The organism is Wolbachia endosymbiont of Bemisia tabaci (assembly GCF_003999585.1).
Classification (GTDB): Bacteria; Pseudomonadota; Alphaproteobacteria; order Rickettsiales; family Anaplasmataceae; genus Wolbachia.
In genome coordinates this window covers 878,126-902,697 of the sequence record NZ_CP016430.1, presented here as the reverse complement: position 1 = coordinate 902,697, position 24,572 = coordinate 878,126, and the positions used below count along the sequence as shown (strand labels likewise).

The 24,572-nt window shown below is 33.2% G+C and carries 21 protein-coding genes, 1 tRNA gene and 3 pseudogenes; 10 read left to right on the top strand and 15 right to left on the bottom strand.

What is annotated here, in order from left to right; all coding sequences use genetic code 11:
* Positions 1-3 precede the first annotated feature (3 nt).
* From BBB02_RS04360 to ruvX, 3 genes are all read left to right on the top strand, one after another.
* Positions 4-1,074: a methyltransferase domain-containing protein gene (locus tag BBB02_RS04360; protein WP_127464099.1), complete on the top strand. Its 1,071-nt coding sequence runs from the start codon at positions 4-6 to the stop codon at positions 1,072-1,074.
* 48 nt (positions 1,075-1,122) lie between these two features.
* On the top strand, positions 1,123-2,907 hold the full coding sequence (locus BBB02_RS04355) for a ribonucleoside-diphosphate reductase subunit alpha (RefSeq protein WP_127464098.1): 1,785 nt from the start codon (positions 1,123-1,125) through the stop codon (positions 2,905-2,907).
* 319 nt (positions 2,908-3,226) lie between these two features.
* On the top strand, positions 3,227-3,694 hold the full coding sequence (gene ruvX / locus BBB02_RS04350) for a Holliday junction resolvase RuvX (protein WP_127464097.1): 468 nt from the start codon (positions 3,227-3,229) through the stop codon (positions 3,692-3,694).
* A 26-nt stretch (positions 3,695-3,720) separates the two neighbouring features.
* Here ruvX and ruvC read toward each other — a convergent pair whose 3' ends face one another.
* The 13 genes and pseudogenes from ruvC to pheS form a co-directional block, all read right to left on the bottom strand.
* Complete coding sequence (ruvC, locus tag BBB02_RS04345) at positions 3,721-4,209, bottom strand: crossover junction endodeoxyribonuclease RuvC (RefSeq protein WP_127464096.1); 489 nt, start codon at positions 4,207-4,209, stop codon at positions 3,721-3,723.
* Complete coding sequence (locus BBB02_RS04340) at positions 4,210-5,037, bottom strand: cytochrome c oxidase subunit 3 (RefSeq protein WP_127464095.1); 828 nt, start codon at positions 5,035-5,037, stop codon at positions 4,210-4,212.
* Between the two features lie 47 nt (positions 5,038-5,084).
* Positions 5,085-5,744 carry a TenA family protein gene (locus tag BBB02_RS04335; RefSeq protein WP_017532468.1) on the bottom strand — a complete coding sequence of 220 codons (660 nt, stop codon included), beginning with the start codon at positions 5,742-5,744 and terminating at the stop codon, positions 5,085-5,087.
* A gap of 39 nt (positions 5,745-5,783) precedes the next feature.
* Positions 5,784-6,439 (bottom strand): annotated as a pseudogene (locus BBB02_RS04330) (TenA family protein).
* 103 nt (positions 6,440-6,542) lie between these two features.
* Positions 6,543-7,718, bottom strand: a complete 1,176-nt coding sequence (gene metK, locus BBB02_RS04325) for a methionine adenosyltransferase (protein WP_127464094.1) — start codon at positions 7,716-7,718, stop codon at positions 6,543-6,545.
* 31 nt (positions 7,719-7,749) lie between these two features.
* Positions 7,750-7,826 (bottom strand) — tRNA-Ile (locus tag BBB02_RS04320).
* A gap of 8 nt (positions 7,827-7,834) precedes the next feature.
* Positions 7,835-8,104, bottom strand: a complete 270-nt coding sequence (rpmA, locus tag BBB02_RS04315) for a 50S ribosomal protein L27 (RefSeq protein WP_006012184.1) — start codon at positions 8,102-8,104, stop codon at positions 7,835-7,837.
* A gap of 10 nt (positions 8,105-8,114) precedes the next feature.
* Positions 8,115-8,417: a 50S ribosomal protein L21 gene (gene rplU / locus BBB02_RS04310; RefSeq protein ID WP_015588327.1), complete on the bottom strand. Its 303-nt coding sequence runs from the start codon at positions 8,415-8,417 to the stop codon at positions 8,115-8,117.
* A 215-nt stretch (positions 8,418-8,632) separates the two neighbouring features.
* On the bottom strand, positions 8,633-9,040 hold the full coding sequence (locus BBB02_RS04305) for a hypothetical protein (RefSeq protein WP_127464093.1): 408 nt from the start codon (positions 9,038-9,040) through the stop codon (positions 8,633-8,635).
* Positions 9,041-9,275: 235 nt separating this feature from the next.
* Positions 9,276-9,746, bottom strand: coding sequence for a P44/Msp2 family outer membrane protein (locus tag BBB02_RS04300; protein WP_017532463.1), 471 nt, complete (start codon positions 9,744-9,746; stop codon positions 9,276-9,278).
* 235 nt (positions 9,747-9,981) lie between these two features.
* Positions 9,982-10,541: pseudogene (locus BBB02_RS04295) on the bottom strand (hypothetical protein).
* Between the two features lie 78 nt (positions 10,542-10,619).
* A complete protein-coding gene (locus BBB02_RS04290) occupies positions 10,620-11,837 on the bottom strand; it encodes an NTP transferase domain-containing protein (RefSeq protein WP_127464092.1) in 1,218 nt (405 codons plus the stop codon).
* Positions 11,838-12,881, bottom strand: coding sequence for a phenylalanine--tRNA ligase subunit alpha (pheS, locus tag BBB02_RS04285; protein ID WP_127464091.1), 1,044 nt, complete (start codon positions 12,879-12,881; stop codon positions 11,838-11,840). It abuts the gene before it with no gap.
* Positions 12,882-13,545: 664 nt separating this feature from the next.
* On the opposite strand from pheS, the gene BBB02_RS04280 reads away from it, so the two are divergent.
* The 3 genes from BBB02_RS04280 to BBB02_RS04270 are packed head-to-tail and all read left to right on the top strand — an operon-like array spanning position 13,546 to position 16,180.
* Positions 13,546-14,898: a hypothetical protein gene (locus tag BBB02_RS04280; RefSeq protein ID WP_127464090.1), complete on the top strand. Its 1,353-nt coding sequence runs from the start codon at positions 13,546-13,548 to the stop codon at positions 14,896-14,898.
* A gap of 40 nt (positions 14,899-14,938) precedes the next feature.
* The gene (locus BBB02_RS04275; RefSeq protein WP_017532459.1) at positions 14,939-15,535 is read left to right on the top strand and encodes a riboflavin synthase; all 597 of its coding nucleotides are present in this window, start codon (positions 14,939-14,941) and stop codon (positions 15,533-15,535) included.
* Between the two features lie 57 nt (positions 15,536-15,592).
* On the top strand, positions 15,593-16,180 hold the full coding sequence (locus BBB02_RS04270; protein WP_127464089.1) for a CvpA family protein: 588 nt from the start codon (positions 15,593-15,595) through the stop codon (positions 16,178-16,180).
* 130 nt (positions 16,181-16,310) lie between these two features.
* On the opposite strand, the gene BBB02_RS04265 is transcribed toward BBB02_RS04270, so the two are convergent.
* Positions 16,311-17,636 carry a phosphomannomutase/phosphoglucomutase gene (locus BBB02_RS04265; protein ID WP_179948504.1) on the bottom strand — a complete coding sequence of 442 codons (1,326 nt, stop codon included), beginning with the start codon at positions 17,634-17,636 and terminating at the stop codon, positions 16,311-16,313.
* A gap of 128 nt (positions 17,637-17,764) precedes the next feature.
* Between BBB02_RS04265 and BBB02_RS04260 the strand changes: the two genes are divergently transcribed.
* The 4 genes from BBB02_RS04260 (at position 17,765) to BBB02_RS04245 (ending at position 23,086) form a co-directional block, all read left to right on the top strand.
* Positions 17,765-19,666: a coiled-coil domain-containing protein gene (locus BBB02_RS04260; protein WP_127464087.1), complete on the top strand. Its 1,902-nt coding sequence runs from the start codon at positions 17,765-17,767 to the stop codon at positions 19,664-19,666.
* 190 nt (positions 19,667-19,856) lie between these two features.
* Complete coding sequence (locus BBB02_RS04255; RefSeq protein WP_127464086.1) at positions 19,857-21,368, top strand: actin-bundling T4SS effector WalE1 family protein; 1,512 nt, start codon at positions 19,857-19,859, stop codon at positions 21,366-21,368.
* Positions 21,369-21,596: 228 nt separating this feature from the next.
* Positions 21,597-22,304: a uroporphyrinogen-III synthase gene (locus BBB02_RS04250; protein WP_127464085.1), complete on the top strand. Its 708-nt coding sequence runs from the start codon at positions 21,597-21,599 to the stop codon at positions 22,302-22,304.
* Positions 22,304-23,086, top strand: coding sequence for an exodeoxyribonuclease III (locus tag BBB02_RS04245; RefSeq protein ID WP_127464084.1), 783 nt, complete (start codon positions 22,304-22,306; stop codon positions 23,084-23,086). The genes BBB02_RS04250 and BBB02_RS04245 overlap by 1 nt, the downstream gene beginning before the upstream one ends.
* Positions 23,087-23,094: 8 nt before the next feature.
* Here the strand turns inward: BBB02_RS04245 and BBB02_RS04240 are convergent.
* Positions 23,095-24,056 (bottom strand): annotated as a pseudogene (locus BBB02_RS04240) (hypothetical protein).
* Positions 24,057-24,572: the final 516 nt, after the last annotated feature.

Sequence of the window (24,572 nt, the reverse complement as noted above, 5' to 3'; positions counted from 1 at the left end):
TGTATGAAAAGTAATCTATCTTTTATAAAAAACTTTGCTTTAAATTGTATATCTAAGCTCACTGGCTTATTAAATATTAAAAAAGTAAAAAATTTCATTATGGATAAATACAATACTCTCCATAAAGAAATTGTAGTGTTTCTTGAAAAATCTAAAAACCTGTTAAATACCAACATTGAAATCGGGTTATATCACTTCTATAAAGGTAATATATCAGATGCAAAGTTAAGATTTTGGTTAATTAGCATATTCTACCCCAATTTACCTATAATCTGTTATAATATTGGAAGATGTCATTTTGCAGTAGGAAATACTAATAAAGCTTATAATTATTTAACAAAGACGCTAAAATTAGATAGTAATCACAAAGAAGCTTCTTACTACTTAAAAAAAATAACAAACACATCAGATATCGTAGAATTGCCTGAAAATCTCATAAAACAATATTTTGATTACACAGGTGAATATTTTGTTGAGCATTGGTTAATTGCCAAACAATACAGAGGGCATGAACTCGTACACATGATAATTACAAAAGTCTTTAATAACTCCACTTCTGAACTGAATATACTAGACCTTGGTTGCGGTACTGGAATATGTGGTCACTTCCTAAAAATAAGTAATATTAGAAGTCGCATAACAGGAGTTGACATCTCAAATAGAATGCTCAATATTGCAAGAGGATGCCTTATAAAAGGTAAACCTGTTTACGATGAGTTAATACATACAGAAATGAAAGAGTTTCTTAAACAAGAGAAGAACCAGCAGTATGATGTAATTATCTTTGCTGAAGTGCTACACTATCTACATGATTTTCTAGCAGAATTGGAACTAGCAAAAGGATTGATAAACAAAAAAGGGGTTATTGTATGTTTAGTAAGAAGAAAGGAAAGTAAAGGTATTGACTTTGTAAACAAGGGAGATTATTTTCGTCACTCAGAAGATTATATTCAGCATGTTGCAAAAGAAACAAATATGCAAATAAGTCAAATGAGTTACTGTAAAATATATGGCAGCCAAGTTGATGGTATCTTGTTTGCATTACAGTATCCACAAAAAAATTTAACAACTTAATCGAGAAATCGCTCAAATAAATGTCTATATTATCATAAAAGGAGCCTTATGAATTATATTGCTATTAACTACGCAAAGGATAGTAAATTAACCGATTTTGGAAAAGCAGTTCTATTGGACAGGTATTTAATAGAAAATGAAAGTTATCAAGATCTCTTTATACGCATTGCCAATTACTACTCTGATAATAAAGAGCATGCACAGCGTCTTTATGATTACATGAGCAATTTATGGTTCATGCCTTCAACTCCAATACTTAGCAATGGTGGTACCAAGAGAGGATTGCCTATTTCCTGCTTTCTTAACGAAACTGAAGATAGCTTGCAGGGAATAGTTGATTTATGGAATGAAAATGTTTGGCTCGCTGCACGTGGTGGTGGAATAGGTAGTTATTGGGGAAATTTACGTTCAATTGGTGAAAGTGTCAAAGGTAGCGGTAAAACATCAGGAATTGTGCCATTTATCGTAGTACAAAACGCTCTAACGCTTGCAATCAGCCAAGGATCATTAAGAAGAGGAAGCTCAGCAGTTTATCTTCCTGTATGGCATCCAGAAATAGAAGAGTTTCTAGACTTACGTAAGCCAACTGGTGGTGACCCAAATCGCAAAGCATTAAATATACATCATGCTGTAATAGTAACAGATAAGTTTATGCAAGCTGTTGAAGATGATCAAGAATGGGATTTAATAAGCCCTCATAACAATAAAGTTATTTCAACAGTAAAAGCACGGGATATATGGATTAAAATATTAACAGCAAGAGTTGAAACTGGAGAACCTTACATTATTTTTCTTGATGCAACAAATAACAATAAACCAGAATCTTACAAAAAGCTCAATTTAGACATCAAAATGTCAAACCTATGCAGTGAAATAACTTTAACTACAGGTTACGATCACCTGAACAAGTCACGCACTGCTGTATGTTGTTTATCATCCGTAAATCTTGAATACTACGAAGAATGGAAAGATAATGAGCTTTTCATAGAAGATATAATGCGTTTTCTTGATAATGTATTAGAGGATTTCATAAACCACGCACCAAATGAAATACAGCGAGCAAAATATTCCGCAATAAGAGAGCGTAGTATCGGTCTTGGTGTGATGGGCTTTCATTCATTTTTACAAAGTAAAATGGTTCCTTTTGAATCAGTAACAGCCCAACAATGGAATAAAAAAGTATTTAAGCATTTGCGCGAGCAAGCGGATGTAGTTTCTAAAAAATTAGCAGAAGAAAAAGGGCCATGTCTTGACGCTAAAGAAATCGATCTAATGGAAAGGTTTACACATAAGCTCGCTATTGCTCCAACTGCCTCAATTTCGATTATCGCAGGCAACACTTCTCCTGGAATAGAGCCATATGCAGCAAACGTATTTATACAGAAGACACTGACAGGTTCATTTGTAGTACGAAATAAATTTTTGCAAAAACTACTAGCAGAAAAAAATCAAGACAATGATGAAATATGGTCCTCAATTTCAACAAATGAGGGTTCTGTTCAGCATTTAGATTTTCTTAGCAAGCATGAAAAACTGACATTTAAAACAGCATACGAACTTGATCAACAATGGATTATAGAACATGCAAGCGATAGAACTCCTTATATTTGTCAATCTCAATCAGTAAATCTGTTCTTACCTGCCAATGTGCATAAACGTTACTTACATAAAATACATATGCTTGCTTGGAAAAAAGGATTAAAGAGCTTATACTACTGCAGGTCACAATCAATGCAGAGAGCTGACAAGATTTCACATGACATACTCAAAAAAAGTGAAATATTGCAACAAAAAACAGATATTAATTATGATGAATGTCTATCATGCCAGTAGAATGGGCATACCTTACTGTCACAAAAATACAACTGTACAAAAGTTATGTTTTCAAGGCAACTCAGTTATCTTCCAGTATTCTCTTTTCCGTCATCCAAACGCTCCTCCCCTTGTCATCCCAGTGTTCGACCAGGTATAAAAGTGCTTGCAGACCATACAATTGGCAGGGAAAATATTTCAAAAACAACATCTATGATCAAATAGGCTGGATTCCAGTATCAGCTACTCGAATGACATCTTGCCTTACAGGACGTTCTTACAGTTCTATATCACGTTACAACTTATTTGTTTATTCTTGGCTTTAAAGGAAATCTAATAGATGCTACATAGAAATCCAGATGAATTCCTAAAGTCTATTCCAAGAGATAAACGTATAATGTGCCTTGATATGGGAGAAAAACGAATAGGCGTAGCATTTAGTGATAAAACACAGCTTATAGCTACAGCTCATAGTATATATTACAGAAGGAATATGAGCAAAGATTTAGGCTATCTACATAGAATGCTTAAAGAAAATGAAGCTGGATCAATGGTAATAGGGCTACCATTCACAATAGATGACCAAGAGACCGAATGGTGTAAAGCAATAATCCAATTTGTAAATAAAATAATAAAAAAATGTAAGATAAACATATATCTACAAGATGAAAGTTTATCAACATCTCTTGCAACTCATGCACTAAAAATTACTGGAATATCAATCACAAAATCAAAAAAAATAGATGATAAAATTGCCGCATGTATTATTCTGCAACGAACATTAGATAAGATAAATACCATCAAATAGTTTTTTTTAACTGAATTCATGTAAAACTATTCAATAAAACAAGAATTTCTCGTATAAGCATGACAAATTGCTGTAGCAAGAGCATCAGCAGTATGGTGACATTTTATATTTGAGCTTTTAACTATTTGCTTTACCATAAATATAATCTGACCCTTATCAGCATGACCATTTCCAGTAATGCTCTTTTTTATATAGTTTGCATCATATTCATTCATGGGTAAATCCGTCATTCGTAATATTAAAATTGCAATTGCTCTTGCATATCCTAAAGTTAGCGAAGATTTTGGATTCTTATTAATAAAAATTTTTTCCACAGCAGCTTCATTTGGAGAGTATAGGAAAATTACTTTCTTTAATTGTTCAAAAATTATATGTAGACGTTCACCTACACCCAATTTACCATCAGTTGATATGGTACCGCCACCCAAAAATTTAATATTATTCTTTTCTTCCAGTCTAATAATGGCCCAACCAGTCTTACTCATCCCTGGATCTAGGCCTATTATTTTAATCACTTAATAAAGGCTTAACCAATAAACAAACACAAATAAAAATATCCAGACTACATCCACGAAGTGCCAATACCAAGAGGCAAACTCAAAGCATAAATGATCTTGAGGTGTAAATTGATCTTTTCGAGCTCTAAATAAACATACTGACAAAAATATTATACCTATTATAACATGCACACAATGAAAACCAGTAATCATGTAAAAGTTGGATGTATAAATAAGTTTCTCCCCTGCTTCTTGTAGAGAAAAACTTGCTTCATAATACTCAATTGCTTGCACTATTATAAAGAAAATTCCAAGCAATATAGTTATAGATAACATTTTAATCATGCTCTTTTTATCATTTTCAAGTAAAAAATGATGTGCTGAGGTAATTGTTGTACCAGAAAGTAATAATATTAGTGTATTCATAAATGGTAATGACCACGGATCCGGTGGTAAAATCCCTTCAGGGGGCCATTCAACTTTTTTTGTAGGAGAAAACGCTTCAAATAAAAAAACCGGATCAAGCCAGGCTTTAAAGAATGAACAAAAGAACGCTATAAAAAACACAACTTCCGAGAGGATAAATAAGTACATTGCAAGCTTGAGTCCATGTTTTACAATGGCAGTATGGCATTTATCATAAATTGCTTCTCTTATTACATCTCTCCACCAATAAAACAGCACTCCTGATACCGCAGAGATTCCCAAAACTAAACCAAATATTCCAGAAATTTGTTTATGGAGTGTACCAACTAATCCAAGTGCAAGAACAAGAATTGCTGCTGATATAGCAATTGGCCAGGGACTTGGATCTACTAAATGAAAATCATGTTCTTTACTTTTCATATCATCTTCAAAAATACGTACCAAGCATACAAATTAGCTCAAAATTGTCAATATTTCTTAAAATCTTGATCAAATTTTGAAAAATTATATGCGCTATTCCAAAAGCCTAACTCAAATTGTGCAGTTATTTTAAATAATTCGAGCATTCTGGTTCTTTCACTTTCCCTTGCTTTGTTACAATATTCGTCAACAATATCTTCCAAAGCAACACATCCAGATTCCATCAAGCTACTGCCAAAAAAATCAAGCCAATCCTTATACCTATTATTTTTTTTAATTTTATTTCTCATATCATCAACAACAATTTTATATATGAAATGGCAAGAGTAAAGAACTGTTACAGCTTCATAAACATCGCTATATGAAGTAGACAAAAGAAAGTTAGTAAAATTGAAACACTCAAGCGACTTTTCTCCACGATTTATGGAGTATACAGTAAAGTAGTGGTCGTATAACACTCTCATAATCTCTATTCCTCCTTTAGCCACCCCAATCAATGGAACAATGTTATTACAACTCTCCATTTTTGATGCAATCATTAAAACAGTACGAACATAATCAGCTAAAAAGAATGCATCTTGTTGTATATAAAATTTGAAGTTTTCTATGTTTAAAGTATTATTTTCTAATTCAACATTGAAAGGATGCTCAATAATATCCTTTAAAAGATTTGACCCGTAATAGCCCTTAATTATACCACTGAACATCACATAAACTAGAATATAATTTAGTGTTAATACTACAGACTATGCTAGAGAATACATCTCATCCCAAAACAATATTTCTAGCTCTAGACCTCTCTTAAAAAACTCATGCATCCTTCTTTTTTCACAATCGCCAGCTTTCTCATAAAATTTATTCGTAACATTAGTAAACTCATCAATTGCAGCATTCATTGCTTTGCTATTGTAAATATTGATCCATCCTTCGTACTTGCTATTTTTAATCTCATCGGGTGTTACCTCACTCATCATATTATGTAGAATGATTTGGTATATGTTAAAGCAAGGGTAAGATGCTGATAAAGCTTCAGCAACAGAGCAGCGCGCATGAAAAAGTCAGTAAAGGCAGAACAGGCTCTTGATTTTTTGTGATTATCAGATAAATCACAATCTCCAAAATGTTCTTTATATTGCCTCCGAACATCAAATGTTCCTCTTGCCACATTTATTAAGCTGCTCATTATTTCAATGTCATGAACTTTAGCTGCAATAATCAATAAAGCACGAGTACAGTCCACTAAATATAAAAAATCCTGCTGAAGATAAATTTTGAACTTTTCATAATCTAGCGTATTGTTTATCAATTCAACATTGAAAGGATGTTCTTTTATTTCTTCAATAAGATCAGATGATTCTTTTATAGCAATATCATAAAATTCTTCTTTCGGTTTGTTAGACATGTATGAACCTCACAAATATAAAAGCTAATTATGCTTTAATAATAAGTTATTATATCAATATCGAGTTATAAATCAAAGTTTAAAGAAATTCTCTTTTTGTCTTTCATATTGAATTCTCTACAAAAATCAGCAGATAAGTCCGTACGTTCCCAAGACAAAAATCAGTAGATAAGTCCACACCTTCCCAAGAAAATCCACCATCACCTTCCGAATCTTTACCAAAATGCCCATAGTAGGCTGTACGTTTATATATAGGACGATTAAGTGATAAATGTCTTATTATGCCTTTAGTTGATAAATCTATGTTATCTTCAATAAACCCTTTAATCCTCTCTTCATCTATTGTATTCGTGCCAAATGTATCGATGTAAAATGAAGTAGGTTTTGAGACACCAATTGCATAAGAAAGCTGTACAAGACAACGTTCAGCTAAACCTGCAAAGACAATATTTTTAGCAAGGTATCTAGCCATATAAGCTGCGGATCTATCAACTTTTGTTGCATCTTTTCCAGAAAACGCTCCTCCACCGTGTGGAATATAGCCTCCATAAGTATCAACCATAATTTTTCGTCCGGTTAATCCACAATCACCAACTGGTCCACCAATAACAAATCTACCTGTTGGATTGACTAAGAGATTTTCTTTGGGGCACATCCACCCTTCAGGTAAAGATGAAGCTATGTAAGGATAAATTATTTCCTTCACTTTCGATTGACTCAGATCCTCAAGATGCTGTATTGAAACAACAATACTTTCAGCACGCACTGGAAGGTTATTCTCATACGCCAAAGTGATTTGCGATTTTGCATCCGGACCAAGCTTTACCTCTTTGACCATACTCATGATATTTCTCAGAATCGAGTGTGCATAAAAAATAGGTGCTGGCATGAGGCTTTCTGTCTCTATTGTTGCATAGCCATACATTATGCCCTGATCCCCAGCACCTTGATCCACACCTATTGCAATGTCATTTGATTGTTCATGTAGTAATATATTTACTTTCACTGTTTCCCAGTGGAAACCATCATGCTCATAACCAATATCTTTTATTGTATTCCGTACAATACTTTCAATCTTGCTATTTTCAATGTTCGGCCCAAATACTTCCCCAGCTATAATAACATTATCTTTAGTAACTAAAGTCTCTATTGCAGTACGAGAGGAAGAGTCATTAAAAAGGTATTCGTCAAGTATTGCATCTGAAATCTGGTCTGCTACTTTGTCCGGATGACCGGCTGCTACTGATTCACTGGTTACTGAATTCTTGTGTAAAACCATCACTTAGTTACAAAACTATTGCAAATTTAAATGGTGGGTCTGGGAAGAGTTGAACCTCCGACCTCACGCTTATCAGGCGTGCGCTCTAACCACCTGAGCTACAGACCCGTATCTATTCAAGCCAAGGCTTGCATATCATCTGTAGGCACAACATCAATAAACGTTTTTTTATTTGCTGATTTTCTAAAACTCACCCAGCCTTTCGTTTTAGCAAAAATCGTATGATCTTTACCCATACCAACATTCTTTCCAGGATGAAATTTTGTACCTCTTTGACGTACAATTATGTTACCTGGAATAACCTCACCATTCTTCTTTATCCCGAGCCGACGCCCTGCCGAATCTCTACCATTACAGGAACTACCACCTGATTTTTTAGTTGCCATATCTTACCTCTTACTTTTGAAGACTAATTTCATTGATACGAAGAACAGTAATATACTGCCTATGACCATTTTTCCTACGGTAATTTTTTCTTCTCTTTTTCTTAAAGATTATAATTTTTTTATCTCTACACTGCTCCAGTACTTCAGCTTTAACAACAGCGTTAGATGAACAAGATAAGCCATTACTTGAAACACAAATCACTTTATTGATTTCCACTTCCTCTTTTTCTTCAGCTTGTAATCTTTCTACTTTAATTATGCTGCCTTTTTTTACTAAATACTGCTTTCCACCAGTTTCGATTACTGCAAACATGACAAATATCAATTATTGTTATTAATACTAATCGTAAATGATGTTACACATACTGTCAATATAAATAAAAACATGAAATACTTCTACCTTTATCTGCTTTTCCTTGGAGAGTAGTCAAGTTTTAAACTTGACTACTCTCAAATTCTCTTAGTCTCATGAAAACTTTACGACGTTAACAAAAACTCAAGCTTTCACTAAAAACATTCAATCGGAGCTTACAAATTAAAATTCATTCCCAGCTCAATTCCATGATTATACTTCGATGACACTTCTAAGACACTGTAGCCAGCAAAAATACTTGTTCTTTCAGAAAGTGGAAGATTAGCGCCAGCACTTACTTTATACAGGAAATAATACTCATCATCTTTAATTGCACCCATACCAGCACTGATATAAGGAGTGATATCTGTGTTTGTAAACTCATAACGATATTGTAAATTTACAAGAGCTCCTATATCAAAAGGCTGAATTAAAACTTTAACGTTGTCTGTATAGTGATAACCGATAGCACTCTGCTTAATATCGAGAGGAATAGAGATATAGATTTTATCTCTAATCCAATCAACTCCAAAAGACGGTGCTGACAAAGAACAGCAGACTACTAAAGTAAGTAATTTTTTCATTTTCACCCTCTAACCATGAATATACGCATATATACTCACAGAAAAGTTAAAAATTATATAACTTACATAATAAAATCGGAATCACTTTCTTAGCTACTTGCCTTTCTCTTGCAATTGCCAAACTTTTCTTTTTCACATTTTATTACCTGCTGCAATCATCATTTTAGCCTATATAACTTGCTTTTATTTCAACAAAAATTCAAACCAGACTTCACTAAAAACATTCAATCGGAGCTTACAAATTAAAACTCATTCCAAATTCAACCCCATGCGAAAGTTCATGGAACTTTTGCAGCTTGTAGCCAGCAAAAACACTGGTTCTCTCAGAAAGTGGAAGATTAATACCAGAACCTATTTGATAAGAAAAAAATTCTTCTACGTCTGGCCCTTGATTTTCTGAAAGAGGAATTTTAGCAACTCCTCCTACACCAAAAGTAACATAAGGAGTAATATCTGTATTTTCAAATTTATAATGATAATGAAGCTTTGTCATAAGTCCTGCGTCTAAAATCCCTTCACTCATAACAAGTTTAACTGCAGGACCAAATGAAATTTTAATGCTATCTGTACAATGATAACCAAGATCATAATTAATACCAAGCATGCCATAAGACGAAGAGGTGTAGGTTCTATCTTTAACCCAATCAACTCCAAAAGACGGTGCTGACAAAGAACAGCAGGCCAATAAAGTAAGTAACTTTTTCATTTTTATACTCCAAAGATTAATATATGCATATACAAGCATATAAATATTAAAAATAGTATAAATTGCAAGTAAAAAATTGAAGTTATTTTATTTTTTTTGTTATTTGCCTTTCTCTTGCAATTGCAAATTGGCGTATCTTTCACTATCTGCTGCAATCATCATTTGAGTCTACATCACTTACTTTCGCTTCAATATAATTTCCCACTAGCCTTTACTAAAAATATTCAATCAGAGTTTATAAATTAAAACTCACTCCTAGCTCAATTCCATGGAAAATTTTATGAAACCTTTGCAATTTGTAGCCAGCAAAAACACTTGTTCTTTCAGAAAGTGGAAGATTAATACCAGAACCTATTTGATAAGAAAAAAATTCATCATTGACTACAGCTTTGAAAGCCTCTCCAAGTAGAGCACTTATGTTTTCACCTATACTATCAGTCTACTTACATTAGGTTTAGCCTTTATTGTACGCACTATAACAGCACCAACACCAGCAGTAATATAAGGAGTAATACCCGTATTTTCAAATTTGTGATGATAATGAAGCTTTGCCATAAGCCCCACCACTGCTCCAAATTCTTCATCAAGAGTAGGTTTGATTAGAGAATTAATAATAGGTTTGATTACATAGCCAACTGAAATTTTAACGCTATCTGTATAGTGAAAACCAACGTCATAATTAACACCAAGTCGGCTATATGATGAAGAAGTATAGATTCTATCTTTAATCCAATCAACTCCAAAAGACGGTACTGACAGGAAACAACAGACCACCAAAATCAGCAACTTTTTCATTTTTAACATGTATATTGATATACATGTATACTAATGCATATGTTAAAAATAACATAATTCGCGTAATAAAAATTAGAGTTATTTTATTTTCTTAGTTATTTGCCTTTCTCTTGCAATTGCAAGACTTTTCTCTGGCACATCCTCTACTATAACGCTACCTGCTGCAACTAGAGAGTCATCATGCACATTAAGCGGTGCAATTAATGAACTATTGGCACCAATAAAACAATTGCTTCCAATATTTGTTTTATGTTTCTTTTTCCCATCATAATTACAAATAACGGTACCTGCGCCTATGTTACTCCCCTGCCCTACCTGAGTATTTCCTATATAACTTAAGTGCTTTATCTTAGTATTTATACCTATATCACTTGCTTTTGTTTCAACAAAATTACCTATGATTGCACCATCACCTATTGTTGTATTTTCACATTTGGCAAATGGACCAACCCTAACACCAGATCCTATTTTTACTCCAGGACCAAAAAAAACGTATGGGTAAACAATCGAATCCATACCAATTTGCGTATCAAGAGAGAAGAAAACAGTTTCTGGAGCAACAAGTGTTACTCCAGAGTTAGTGAAAAACTTTCTTTTTTCTTCTTGAAAGTAAAACTCGGCCGTTGCAAGGTCATTCCTATTATTTATGCCAGTTGCCTCCTCCTCATCAGCAATAACATAGCCGACATTTAAATTACTCTTTACTGCAATGGCAACGATATCGGTCAAGTAATATTCATGAGCTTGGTTATTACACTCTATTTTCTCCACCAATTCACGTAGATTCTTTTCACGTGCAACCATTATTCCGGCATCATTATTTCTACCATTTTGTGCTTCTACGATTTCTCTTAGGGAACCATTCTCAATAATTAGTCTACCGTATCCTTTATTATCAGTTTTAAACCCAAGACAAACTAAAGCATTGCTCTCTCCTAAGCAGCTTATCATTTTAGTTATTGTGCTGCTTTTTATTAGTGGAGTATCCCCATACTGCACAACAACTATATCTGACAATTCTTTCAGGTTTCTCATTGCAATTTTGACTGCATCCCCTGTACCGAGCGTTGACTCTTGTGTAATTAGTTTTATACCCTCAAAGCATTTCAGCCTTTGAGTTAAAGGCAAATCGACTACAATAACTATTTTTTCAGGATTCAGCTGCTTTGAATTGTAAATGACGTGCTCAAGCATGGAGAAATTACCTATTTTGTGCAGAACCTTAGGCAAGCTTGAATTCATTCGTTTACCATGCCCAGCAGCAAGTACAACAAATGTATAAGATTTATTTGTCACTTATCTTAAAGACGAAAAATGAAAACCATAATGGTTGAGCCAACTAACTCTATTGTCGTAAAAGCTCCTTAGATCACTAATTTGATATTTCAGCATTGCTAGTCTTTCTATACCAATCCCAAATGCAAAGCCACTGTATTTAGTATGGTCTATTCCAACATTTTTAAAGACATTTGGATGCACCATACCACATCCAAGTACTTCAATCCATTTACTACCTTTATAACTTATGTCCACTTCTGCAGAAGGCTCAGTAAAAGGAAAAAAACTATTACGAAAGCGTATTTTTAGACCTTTATCTCCGAAAAATTTACTAAGGAAGCGATGAATAGTAAATTTTAATTGGCCCATATTGACATTTTCATTAACATAAAGCCCTTCTATCTGATGAAACATAGGAGTGTGAGTTGCATCAAAGTCATTTCTGTATACCTTGCCTGCAGCCACTATTTTAATTGGAAAAGCTTTTATCTTTTCCATAGTTCTAATCTGCACAGATGAGGTATGAGTGCGCAGCACCATTCTTTTATCGTTTATTTTATTCTTTAAGTAGAAGGTATCTTGCTCCTCTCGCGCAGGATGATGACTTGGAGTATTTAGTGCATCAAACACGTGAAATTCATCTTCAATATCAGGACCATCAACTGCTTTGAAGCCCATATGTGCAAAAATGAGCTTTACTTCACTTATAACTTTGCTCAGTGGATGAATCTTGCCAATTCTTTCTGGTCTGACAGGCAGTGTGATATCAACTGCTTCATTTTGCAGTTTTAACTTAACTTCTTTATCTTTTAGTTCATTTTCTTTGCTTGTTATAAGCTGGTCTATCTTATTGCGTAAAACATTAATCACTGCACCTAGGTCGCGTTTTTCTCCTGCATCATCTATATTCTTTAAGTCATCGAAATAAGCTTTTACTACACCCTTTCTCCCCAAGTATGACAACCTAACTTTTTCTAAATCCTGCAAAGAAGCAGCATTTTCAATTTCAGAAACTGCCTTATCTTCAAGTAAAGGTATTTCACTTATTAGCTCTTTATTCACCTTAAAAACGCTAGCTTAAACTTTCATTATAGTGCAATCTTTAATATCATCAATAAAACTATTTGAATAAAAAGTTGTCATCAGAGTAGCTGATCTCTATGATTGGTATCATTAAAATTGCCCCTATCCGAGTGTTTCCTTCTTCTGTCATTCCAGTGCTCCGACACTGGAATCCAGCCTTTACTTAACAATAAAAACTTAGCATAACTTTCGTGCTCAAAAAATTCCTGAATTCCAGCATCAAGTGCTATCTCTATAGGACTACTAACTAATCCAGAATATTAAAAAATTCACCAAGCGAAAAAAAGGCAAAAGAATCCCCCAGTAGTGAGTTTTATAATGTAAATCGGCATTGTAATAATGTGCTAACAAGCGCGATTTGGCTGAATGTAGAAAAAATAAAAAAGACATGCAGCCGCTATAATTTTATGTAATCTGCCAATATATACCTGAGTTTTTTACTGAATTTTGTTGTTAAATCTGCAGAGATTAAAAACAAGGATAAACACTCTTATTGTCATGATAAGAAGATTGATGAGATTTGTAAAGTAACTTTTTCTGCTCTTATTGAATCCAACACGCCGCTGTTATGCAAGGGTGCTATAATTATTAATTTATTGACTAATGATGTTTTTTATTTCACTCTACATTAAAAAATTTACTCATGCATAGTAGTAACATAGAAACTAAGAAAAAATACGAAATTGAGGATTTACCTAAGTTTTTTAAGGATAGATCTAAAAAAATAAGTAAGGCATTTTCTAATGAAGTACTGGAGATTAACACCATTCGCTCAACAAGTGTTGTAAGTGATACACAAGAGTTTTCATTTAAGCTCAAGCTGCTAACAGAGGTAAACCCTAATACAATATTACCTCAAATAAAACATTTAATTGACTTTTTTAAAATCTGCCTTTCTCAGGAGAAAAACTTCACAGCCAATATAAAAGTACCAAAAGAAAGTGAAGAATTACACAACAACTACCATAAAGCTAATAAAACTGTAGAAGAATTCATAAGTAATGCTCCAATTCAAATCCTCCTGCAGGGCATAACGATAACGCTACAAACAAACGTTAAAAACATCAACCTCGATGGCTTACAACAAATCGAGATATTCTTGAATGAGCAGCTAAAACATGCAGAAAAAGCTAAAAATGAGGATACTACAAGAAATTTAGTGTCTCAAGAAATAGAGCGGGATATAGGTCAAACTAGGTCACACACGGATTATTTTAAGGCTAATAGAAAAAAGAAATCCAAAAAGCAGGCTAAAGAATTATTGCAAGAAGAAAAACAATCAATCATAAAACAAGCTCAACTTGATGCTAGAGTAGCTATGATAGATAATGTAGCTGAGCACAAGAGAAAAAAACTCGATGAAATATTCGTAGAAGTAGTAAGTGAATATAAAAATCAAGATTCAGAAATATTTCACAATATTTTCAACTCAATATTTAATATTGTTTACTTTCAAGATAAACAATTATATGAGATATTAGGACCAGATGAGATATCAGAAGTGCTAGAGGTACTCAAAAGGCCACAACCCCCTAATAATTCACTTTTAGGTAAAGAATATTTACAAAAGCAAGTATATAGAAAAAAAGAGCAGTTGATTAAATTAGTTTCAGGCCAACCTTCTCCACAGCCTAAAAATGTTTCTCATGAAATTTTACCAAGCAAAGCTGTAGACCCTTTACTGGAAATAAATAAACCCACCGATATTACTTTAAAATCATCATTAAAAACTGTATTTTCCTCGAAAGAAACTTATTTTTGTCTATTTTTAGTAGCAGCTTCTATATCAGCACTTTGCCTATGGCACTTACCGCTGGGAAAAGTGTCAATTTTAAAGGAATTGGTGCCAACAGAAAAAAGGGAAAGTATCGGTCTAACATTAAACATAGGGTTACCAATATTAATTACACTGTGCGTTTTGAACCTGGCTTACTTTCTATATTCTGAATATTCTGTAGAGCAGATAAGTGAAAAAGATCCTCCTTCGCGCACCTAACAAATAAGATCTTCCGTGATATAATTATTTATTTTATTGCATGTTTAAAGGAATTATCAAAGATATTGGCACTATAACTGATATCACTATCCACCCTAACTCTGATCAAATCTTCCATATTGAGACACAAAATTTATCCTCTATAAACAAAGGAGATTCAATAGCCTGCTCCGGAGTGTGTTTAACTGTTGTCGACATAATGAACGATGTATTCATAGTTCAAGTATCTCAAGAAACTATGAAGGTTTCTAACTTAAATATGTGGAAAATAGGAAAAAAAATAAACCTAGAACAAGCAATGAAACTGAGTGACAGAATTGACGGCCATTTGGTTCAGGGTCATGTAGATGACACAGCAGAAATTTTAACAATTAATCAAAATTCAGAATCTCATGAAATCAGACTATCATGCTCACAAGAATTAATTAAATTTGTTGCAAAAAAAGGTTCTGTAACGCTAGATGGAGTTTCCCTTACAGTAAATTCAGTTGTCGATCAAGAATTCACTGTGAATATCATTCCCTATACGTGGAAAAACACAACTTTTCAGCATAATAAAACAGGTAATTACCTAAATTTAGAAGTTGATATGATTGCTCGGTACTTAGATCAGCTGATAAAATATCAACACAATTAATTTTACAACTTTACTATTTACAATTATTATATTTTGAAAATCATATAGATACAAAATATGTTTTTCGATAGCCTAATTATCTTTATTATTGTCTTGTGTGTAATAATATCGATAACTAGAGGTTTTATAAAAGAGCTATGTGCATTAATGTTCTTGCTCTTATCAGTCTTTTTGACAGCTAGTTACTATGATTTTTTTATTATAAATTATAGTAAGTATTTTGACTCTAAAGTTACACAAAACATACTTTCTACAATCTCTGTATTTACCATACTTAATCTTACATTCATGACAATGAATAACTGGCTAATGTACATATTATCACCTATAAGGTTGGGATTAATGGATAGAGTTACTGGAATCTTTGTTGGAGCACTCAGAGGAATATTGCTTTCTTATGTACTATTTTTTGCTGTGCACTTATATTGCCACACAGTATATGATAAAAAAGAGGGAGAGTCTAAAGTAGAAGCAGAAGACATATTGCCCAATTGGATAATAAATTCACACTCTTATCAGGCTTTATTTGTGACAACAGAAGAAGTAATTAACATGTATGTACCAGAGTCATTGATACTAAAAATAAAAGAGATCGGTGAGGAAATGGTTGATCAAGAAAAGCCTCAAAACAATAAAGAAAAGTGAGTGTTCATTTTCTATAGCTAAACTATCCTAGACAGCTATTATCCACAGCAATTCGCTATAGGTTACCAATTCCTATTACTAATCAAACAAAACTGCAAACATTGACGAATAAGTAAATCATCAAAAAAATTTAAATGTATAATTTTAGTTCATCAATGTAATACAACAAAACTTTTTTAGTGAGTTCAAAATTTTCTAAGGTATTTCCTTCACATCTTGCTGTTATGCAGTTTTGCGTATTTGATACTCTAAGAAGCCACCAACCTTTATCATCAGTTACCTTAATTCCATCAAGCTCTGAAAATACAATGTTTTGCTGCTTTAGTGTCTCCTTTATTGATTCAATTATTTGAAATTTTTTCTCATCCTTCACTACAATTTTCATTTCATGAGTGATATATAACTTTGGCAAATCTTCAATCATCTCAGATAGGCTTTGGTTTTTCTTAAGTAAAATGTCAATGACTTTAACAGCAGAATATAGTCCATCATCGAAACCCAGCTCAGAAAAGAAAAAATGTCCACTCAGTTCACCGGCAAACTTTGCCCCTTCTTCTACCATCTTTTTCTTAACTAGTGAGTGTCCAGTGGCACAGGTAATTATTTGTCCTCCTAATTTGCTAACAAAATCATGCACTTTCATACTCATTTTTACGTTGGCAATAACTTTGCTTTTTGGGTATTCCGCCAATACTTCACGTGAAAAAATCATAAACAAGTGATCATTGGAAACAACATTACCTTTATTATCAATCAAGCGTACCCTATCACCATCACCATCAAGTGCAATACCAAGATCACATTTATCTTTCTTGACAATATCTATTAACTGAGCAAGATTTTTCTCTTCTATGGGATCTGGGTCATGCAGTGGAAACGTTCCATCTATAAAGCTATTGGTTACGATGTGTATATGATCTGGTAAAATCTTTTCAATATATCTTACAATTGTTGGACTATTGCCAAAATCCCAAGCTATTTTTAGTTTTTGTGTAGCGTTATTCTTGAGCACATCTTTTAATATGTTAACGTACTCACTATATATATTCGTGTTAATTAAGCTTCCAATTTTCGTGCTGTTTTTAATTGTACTGCCTATAATTTCCTTCATTTCTTGATCTGAGTAAACTTTTTTACTACTGAAAAATTTAAAGCCGTTATATTCTCTGGGATTATGAGAAGCAGTGATCATAATCCCAAGATCTGCCTGCATTGTTGCAGCGTAGAGCATAGGTGAAGAACAGAGCCCAACGCGTATAACATTTGCGCCGGATAAAATTAAGCCTCTGATTAATTCTTTTTCTATGCTTGGTGAATCTATCCTGCTGTCATAGCCTACACAAACGTTAGCTGCAGTTTGACCAAATTTTCTGCCTATTTCATACCCATCACTGATCTGCAGGTCTCTGCCTACCACACCTCTAATATCGTATTTTCTTATAATATTATTGTCCATACTGCACTTCTTGGAGTGGTTAATATATAACATTCCCGTCAAATACTCAAGTTTATTTAACTATAAATTAGTTGATTTTTTAAGAAAATATGCTAATATTATAATATAGTTCTCTAAAAATAGAAATTATGACAAAAGAAAATTTACTTGTAACTGAAAATCAAGGTTTAGATTTAGATGAGCAGAAGAAAAAGGATATTTTAAGTTTTATTGAATCTTGTAACAAATTTCAGGATTTTACAAGAAAACTAGAGGAAGAAAATTTAATCTGGTATTTTATTGGTCCTTTACTACAAAATAAAGACATTAAGGAACAAATGAGCTCAAAGTGGAAGACAGATTTCCAAAGATTTGAGCAATTAATAAATGAAACACATAAAAAATTTGAAGAATCTCTACCAGGTGAAAATTTCTTAATATATACAACAAAAGATAATGACTTTAAAATTAGATTTGAAAATAAAGAAAAACCAATAGAGATTAGCGCCCTTTTAAGAGCTAGCGACGAAGGCAAGGTTTATAACCTATCTCTAGGGCAAGATAGTCAAATAACTGCAACCAAAAAAGGCAGCGAAAGGCACTATGATTTTACTGGTTCAAGCTCATGTGAGATGACCATTAATTGGCAAGCTAAGGATTCTAAAGGCAATAACATAAACTGTAGTATGACTGTGAAAATAGACTCTAATGGCATAAAAAATGTAGTTGATGAACCAAAATTTGGAGGAATAACCGACCCAGAAGAGGTATTAAAATTAATTGAGCAGAATAAAGAAGTTTTTATCAACGGCAAAACTCTACATCAAGCTTTCACTGACATGGGCAAAAGTATGAACGAGCAGCAAACACCAGCAGAGGAAGCATTTACAAAAAATTCATCACAATCACCTATACTAAGTAGTAGTGGATATTCTTCTCTTAGTACGTCTACACCTTCTTCACGCAGAAGTTCTTTGTCTATTAGTGGTGAGGTTGGTGATGGAGATGAAGTATTTGAAAGTGATACGTTTAATGATGAAGAAGAGCATAAACAAGGAGGGAAAGGATTAGAAGATAGAGTAGCGGAATTAGAGAAAGAAAATACATATCTCAAGAAGGAAAATGCAGAGTTAAAAAGCCATAATACAAAGATAATACAAGAAGTTGATGAGGAACTAAGTAAATTAACTGAGGAAAAGCAAGATTTGGCAAAAGAAGTCACAAGACTTAAAGCTGAATTAAAAAGAAAGGAAAAAGAGTTAGCTGAAAAGGATAAAGACATAGAGCGATTAGCACAAAAAGTAACCTTACTAGAACAAAGTCAAAAAGATGAAAATGCTAGAATAACAGATTTAATTAATCAATTGAAAGATAAAGAAAGTGAGATTCAGTCAACAAATAGAATAAATGAGGAACTACACAAAAAATCTAAGCAAAGTGAGATTGAATTAAGTAAGTTGAAAGCAGAAAACACAAAGCTGAAAAATGATATAACGGAAATATTGGTAGAAGGTTCAAAAGATAATCATGAAAAGCAGTTGGTAGAAGAATTAATGGAAGCAAGAAATGAAAACAAAAAATTGACTGATACAGCAAGTCAATTAACTAAAGAATTAAATCAACTGCAAAAAGAAAAAGAAGTTTTGGACGGAAAAATTCGACAACTTGAACCTGGAAGATCACTTGCGGATAAGTTCAGTAAAGTAAATGCGAAAGTAGCTATCTCAACTCAAACTGAAGTTGAATATGAAAGTAGAGGAATCCAGGCAAGTGATCATGAAACTACAGCTCCTAAAACACAAGATCAAGGTACACAAACTAAAAATGAAGGTGTTAATGCATCATCTTCAACAGATCAAAAAGAGACTAAGGAAGAGGAAGATCGAACAAACAGACCAGAAAACATTATGGATTGGCCTACTCCAATTCCAGACGATAAATCGGAAGAACTGCAAATTCCAGCAGAGCCAACTAAGGTCAATACAGAATTATCAGATCCAAAACCAACTCCTGCTAAGGTTCCAGAAAAATCTACTCCTTCAAAAGGATGAGTTTTTGCTTCAACTATAGCTAATCTAAACGAGACGTCATACCGCAACAATCACTAATTTTCTGTGCTTTCAAAAAAACACATCAAGCAAAATCATTTGAGAGTAAGTGGACATTGTTAGATGAATTAACCCTAACTTAAGAATCAGATATATACAATATTAGTATGTTTAATTAATAGTGAGGTTTAAAATGTCACCTAGTGAAAAAAACTCTTCAAATTTTGTTGAAAATAAGCAAGATGATCTTAAAATGATTCAAGATTCTTCATTAAATTCAGATATCATTCACGATCCCAAGAAGCTAAAAGACAGAATTATGGATCTGTTAAAAGGAGATACAGAATTCTCCAAGATGAAGCAAGGAGATCAGGCTCTTGTAGTAGGTACAGCAAGTGGATTATTTGCAGCAGTGTTACCATTTTTGGCAGTTGGTGCAACATTTGCTATACCAAGTGCTATAGTTGGTCTTACTCTATTTTTCGCTGCGAAAGTTGCTGTAAAAGCAGTTCAATCTGGATATAAAGGGCTCAAATGGTCAGCAGAAAAAACAGTTGAAGGAGCGAAGCATATTGGCGGAAAAATTAAGGATGGCTATGAGTATTCAACAGATTCGCTGAAGAGAGGTGCTAGTTTTGTAAGTGAAAAAACAAAGGAAAAGACAAGTAATGTGCTCACTGCAACAGCAAATAAGTTATATCGTGCAGCTGGTAATGAGAATTATTCAGATAGAATAGATAATGAGCTTATTCCTGATTCACCACAAAAGAAGAGAGCTCAAGAAGTGAAAGAAGATCTTAGAGCAATTTGTACTGATGGAAAAAATAATTCCACGTTAATAAAGAGCATACTTTCTGGAATATCAGAAAAAATAGAAGGAAAAATAGCAAAAGAAACATATCTTGATTGGAGAGATTATTTGCCAGACCAGCTAGTAGATAAATGGAGAGAGCAGAAGAAATTTATTGATAACTTGGACGCAGATGGTTTGCGTAATTTAGTTACAAAAAGACTATCAGATAAAGATAAATACTTTAGAGACAGTATTTTCTCTGAACATCATGATGAGATTAAGGAAGTTATTAGAGAATGCAAGGAAGAGCATACTCGTTTTAATACTTTAGAAAGGCTTAATAAGTCAGCAAAAAGGCATAAAGCAAGTTCTATGAATTCATTGGAAAATAGCTTATTAGGAAGTAGTTCAATGAATTCTTTAAGTAGTTACAGCACTACTAGCAGCGAAGAGGAGTTGTTAAACCCTAGTGAGCACAAGGAAGTAAAAGCACCTACTTCATTCTTTGGTAGGATGTTCTCGTCAAAAGGTAGCAAAAAGCCAGAGGAAGTTACTTGCACAGGATATAAAAGGATTTCTGAGAATGAGGTGACATTAGCAGAGATAGGAAATAGCCGTTTTTATGTTGCTCCGGAGAAACCGCCAAGAAGCAATTCAATGGGTTCTATAAGCACTGACAGTACTGCTACAACTTCTAGCTTTGCCAGTTACCGTCGTAATTCTGATAGTGGGTTCAATTCACCAAGTTCTTCTCCGCAACATGGGATACTCACTAAGGAAAATGGTGAGTTAAAAACCCAAGCTGACTTAAGAAAGACAGGTTCTTTGGACAAATTGGTGGGACCTTCTTCAGCAGTAACTGTTGACACTAATGTAGAACAGCAAGTTCCAAAAACAAATGAAAGACAGTAACCAAAATTACCCACTTTCTTCAAAAGGATGTTACTCAATGAGTAACATCCTTTTTTCCATTTGATCAAAACGTTCGCTTATTTAATATCAATTTTCTAGCACTAGGCCAATTTATGGAGTTTCTCTTGCCTTTTTCATAGGTTACGCAAGAAACTTAAAAAATAAAAGTTTTTATTCAATAATTTGTGTATAAGGTATATTATTTTACTGCTAGTGAAATAAACCAGAATGAAGTCTATTTTATTGACAAGGCCTTTATTAGATTCGTTGAGCACAAGAAGCACGCTAAAAAAATATGGATACAAAGTTTTTATAGAACCAGTATTCACAATAAAGTACTTAAATCCTGATATATCTACGTATGAATTTGACGTTGTGATATCTACAAGTAAAAACAGTGTAAAGGCTTTCAGTCAAATATGCAAAGAGGATGGCTTTTCAATTATTACGGTTGGTAATTCAACTATGCAGGCTGCAAAAAATTTGGGATTTTCCGATATAATCTCAGCAGACAGCAACATTGATGGTCTGATATCATTCATAAAATCTCATTATTCAAATGCAATAAAGTTCTTATATATAAGGGGACAAGAAGTATCATGTGACCTAAAAAAGAGATTATCTGAAGAAGGTTTTAACGTAAGAGAAGTTGTACTCTATAAAACAATTACTAAAAGGAGTCTAACTAATAGGTGTAAAAATTTACTATTGGACGGTAAAATTGATAGCGTTGCTTTTTTTTCCTCACAAACTGCAAGGGTATTTTGTTCATTAGTTCTAAAAAGTGGGCTATCTCCTGTGATTAATAATACAGTTGCATATACCATGAGTAAAAACATTGCTGATAGTTTAAAGTTAATCAAGTGGAAAAAAATTATAACATCGAGGTTGCCCACAGGGGAGAGTTTAATTGATATAATTAATAAGGATTGTTGATGCTAAAGATTGCAACTTGGAATGTAAACTCCATACGTAAAAGAATTAACCAACTTTGTAGTTTTATAGTTGATAGTCAGATAGATATAGTTTTGCTGCAAGAGATAAAATGTACAGAAGAGCAATTTCCTTATGCAGAGATAGAAAAGTTAGGATATGAATATTCTGTCTATGGACAGGTTGCAAGAAATGGTGTTTGTGTTTTATCTAAATATCCAATACTGGAAAAATTAAAAATTGATATTGTGGAAAGTCATCAAGAAGCACGTTATATAGAGTGTGTGATAAAACACACCAATAATAAGGTAAGGGTAGGAAGTGTATACGTTCCAAACGGTCAAAGCCCAGACTCTCATACTTTTGAGTATAAACTCAAGTTTTTTGATAACCTATATGAAAGGATGGGCACTTTGTTAAAAAATGAAGAGTTAACTATTATAGCTGGTGATTATAATGTTGCACTGGATGAAATTGATGTTTTTGATTCAAATTTATTAAATGGCCAAGTGTGCTTTCATATAAAAGAGCGTGAGAAATTAAGAGCGATCTTGAATCTTGGTTTTAAAGATGCATTTAGAATATCTCACCTCAACTTACAACAATTCACTTGGTGGCATTATCAAGGTAATTCACTCAGAAACAATCAAGGAATGCGAATAGATCATATGCTGCTATCGCCACAAGCTGCAGATAAATTGGAAACATGTTACATAGATGATAGGTTGCGTAAACTAGAAAACCCATCTGATCATACTCCTGTTGTATGTGTTATAAAACAATAAAAGACCTCTTACATATTTGGTAAATCTGTTTGCTGTCCTGTACTTTTAGCTGGCTGATCTAAAGTAGGTTGTTTAAGGGTAGCAGGTGTTTCTTTTCGTGGACTGCAAACTCGCTCAGAAGTAAAATGCTGTTTATTCTCTCCGTCTCCCTGAGAAATTTGTTCAGTAATCTCTTTGATTTCGGTTTTTAAAATATCATCAATGCCATTGCGAATTTTTTCATTCAATTTTTCTCTCTTTTTTGTATCATCTTTATCTGGTGAGCTAGGATCATATAAAGTACCTGGCCTATTATTTGAAAAAAGAACTTCAATTCCTCCCTTTACAGCAAATATTGTACCAATAACAGCAGCAACTATTGCAAGTGTAGTAGGACCAAAAATTAATATTGAAGCAATGGAAAAAAGAATAGGAAGAAAAACCTTACGTAAGCACTTTGTTACCATCTCTTCATCACTAAGTAGTGGTTCATCCTCTTCTTTTTTGTCCCCACCTAAAAATGGTATTTTTTCTTTCACTCCATCCATAAAGGAGCCAGAAATATTTTTCGGGTCTATTTTTATTCCCAATGGTAACCCAACAAGTTTTATTAGTGAATCCTTAGCTTCTGTACCACGTATATCAGCTACACAATCATCTACTAATTTCTTTATTTCAACATTCTTGACATTCTCTTTGTTCGCTAATTTTTTCTCTCTAACTTCTTTGAATACAGAAAGTAAAAACTGACAAAAATTCTCTTCACTGAGTGGTCTTATCTTTTCTGGATTGACATTAGTTAGTAGTATCTTCTTATAAGCTAATATAAAATAATCAGTTATTCCTTTGCTCTCCTTTAATTTGGCTTTAACTTCTAATATACTTTCACAAAGTAATCGTAAATTTCCTTATGTTCTTCTTTGAGAACTATCTCCATTACCTGAGCAGGTGGCTTCGAAGGTTCCTGATTCTTTGCTTGTGGAGCTGATATTTTTCCCATAACTGACTTACTCACATTTACTATGCTTTAATTATAGCATATTTTTCGCATTAGTTCAAATTTCCTAAAACCTGTATCGAAAGGGGAAAAAGAAAGAATAAAGCAAAAAATAGAAGAGTAACAAATGATATAAGTGATAAGGGAATGTAAAAAATTGCTTCCATATATTTTAAATCTGATTATAATTACAGTTAGAGATATTTTAAGAGCTCAAAATCTATCTTTGTCTGCAGACTTTTCAGTCAAATTTTTAATCAAAAAGCGTAGCGTATCTTCTTTAGTGCATGTAAATATGCTTAATTTCTGTCGTATGTGCGCTGCACTTTTTTCTAATCTTTTTCTTACACAGGGGGGTTTTATGTCCAGAATTCCAGATATTTGACCTTTACTTTAGCTAAAAATCAATAGGCGCCTATTGTTTAACGCTAATTAAAATAAAAATTTTTCTAATATATAGGAAAATTATAAAATCACTATTTACTGAAAGCGGGATGTTATTGCCAAGAA

Coding starts and splice junctions, on each gene's coding strand:
- BBB02_RS04360 (WP_127464099.1), top strand. CDS start 4: ATGAAAAGTAATCTATCTTTTATAAAAAACTTTGCTTTAAATTGTATA.
- BBB02_RS04355 (WP_127464098.1), top strand. CDS start 1,123: ATGAATTATATTGCTATTAACTACGCAAAGGATAGTAAATTAACCGAT.
- ruvX (WP_127464097.1), top strand. CDS start 3,227: ATGCTACATAGAAATCCAGATGAATTCCTAAAGTCTATTCCAAGAGAT.
- BBB02_RS04340 (WP_127464095.1), bottom strand. CDS start 5,037: ATGAAAAGTAAAGAACATGATTTTCATTTAGTAGATCCAAGTCCCTGG.
- BBB02_RS04335 (WP_017532468.1), bottom strand. CDS start 5,744: ATGTTCAGTGGTATAATTAAGGGCTATTACGGGTCAAATCTTTTAAAG.
- metK (WP_127464094.1), bottom strand. CDS start 7,718: ATGGTTTTACACAAGAATTCAGTAACCAGTGAATCAGTAGCAGCCGGT.
- rpmA (WP_006012184.1), bottom strand. CDS start 8,104: ATGGCAACTAAAAAATCAGGTGGTAGTTCCTGTAATGGTAGAGATTCG.
- rplU (WP_015588327.1), bottom strand. CDS start 8,417: ATGTTTGCAGTAATCGAAACTGGTGGAAAGCAGTATTTAGTAAAAAAA.
- BBB02_RS04305 (WP_127464093.1), bottom strand. CDS start 9,040: ATGAAAAAATTACTTACTTTAGTAGTCTGCTGTTCTTTGTCAGCACCG.
- BBB02_RS04300 (WP_017532463.1), bottom strand. CDS start 9,746: ATGAAAAAGTTACTTACTTTATTGGCCTGCTGTTCTTTGTCAGCACCG.
- BBB02_RS04280 (WP_127464090.1), top strand. CDS start 13,546: ATGCATAGTAGTAACATAGAAACTAAGAAAAAATACGAAATTGAGGAT.
- BBB02_RS04275 (WP_017532459.1), top strand. CDS start 14,939: ATGTTTAAAGGAATTATCAAAGATATTGGCACTATAACTGATATCACT.
- BBB02_RS04270 (WP_127464089.1), top strand. CDS start 15,593: ATGTTTTTCGATAGCCTAATTATCTTTATTATTGTCTTGTGTGTAATA.
- BBB02_RS04265 (WP_179948504.1), bottom strand. CDS start 17,636: ATGGACAATAATATTATAAGAAAATACGATATTAGAGGTGTGGTAGGC.
- BBB02_RS04260 (WP_127464087.1), top strand. CDS start 17,765: ATGACAAAAGAAAATTTACTTGTAACTGAAAATCAAGGTTTAGATTTA.
- BBB02_RS04255 (WP_127464086.1), top strand. CDS start 19,857: ATGTCACCTAGTGAAAAAAACTCTTCAAATTTTGTTGAAAATAAGCAA.
- BBB02_RS04250 (WP_127464085.1), top strand. CDS start 21,597: ATGAAGTCTATTTTATTGACAAGGCCTTTATTAGATTCGTTGAGCACA.
- BBB02_RS04245 (WP_127464084.1), top strand. CDS start 22,304: ATGCTAAAGATTGCAACTTGGAATGTAAACTCCATACGTAAAAGAATT.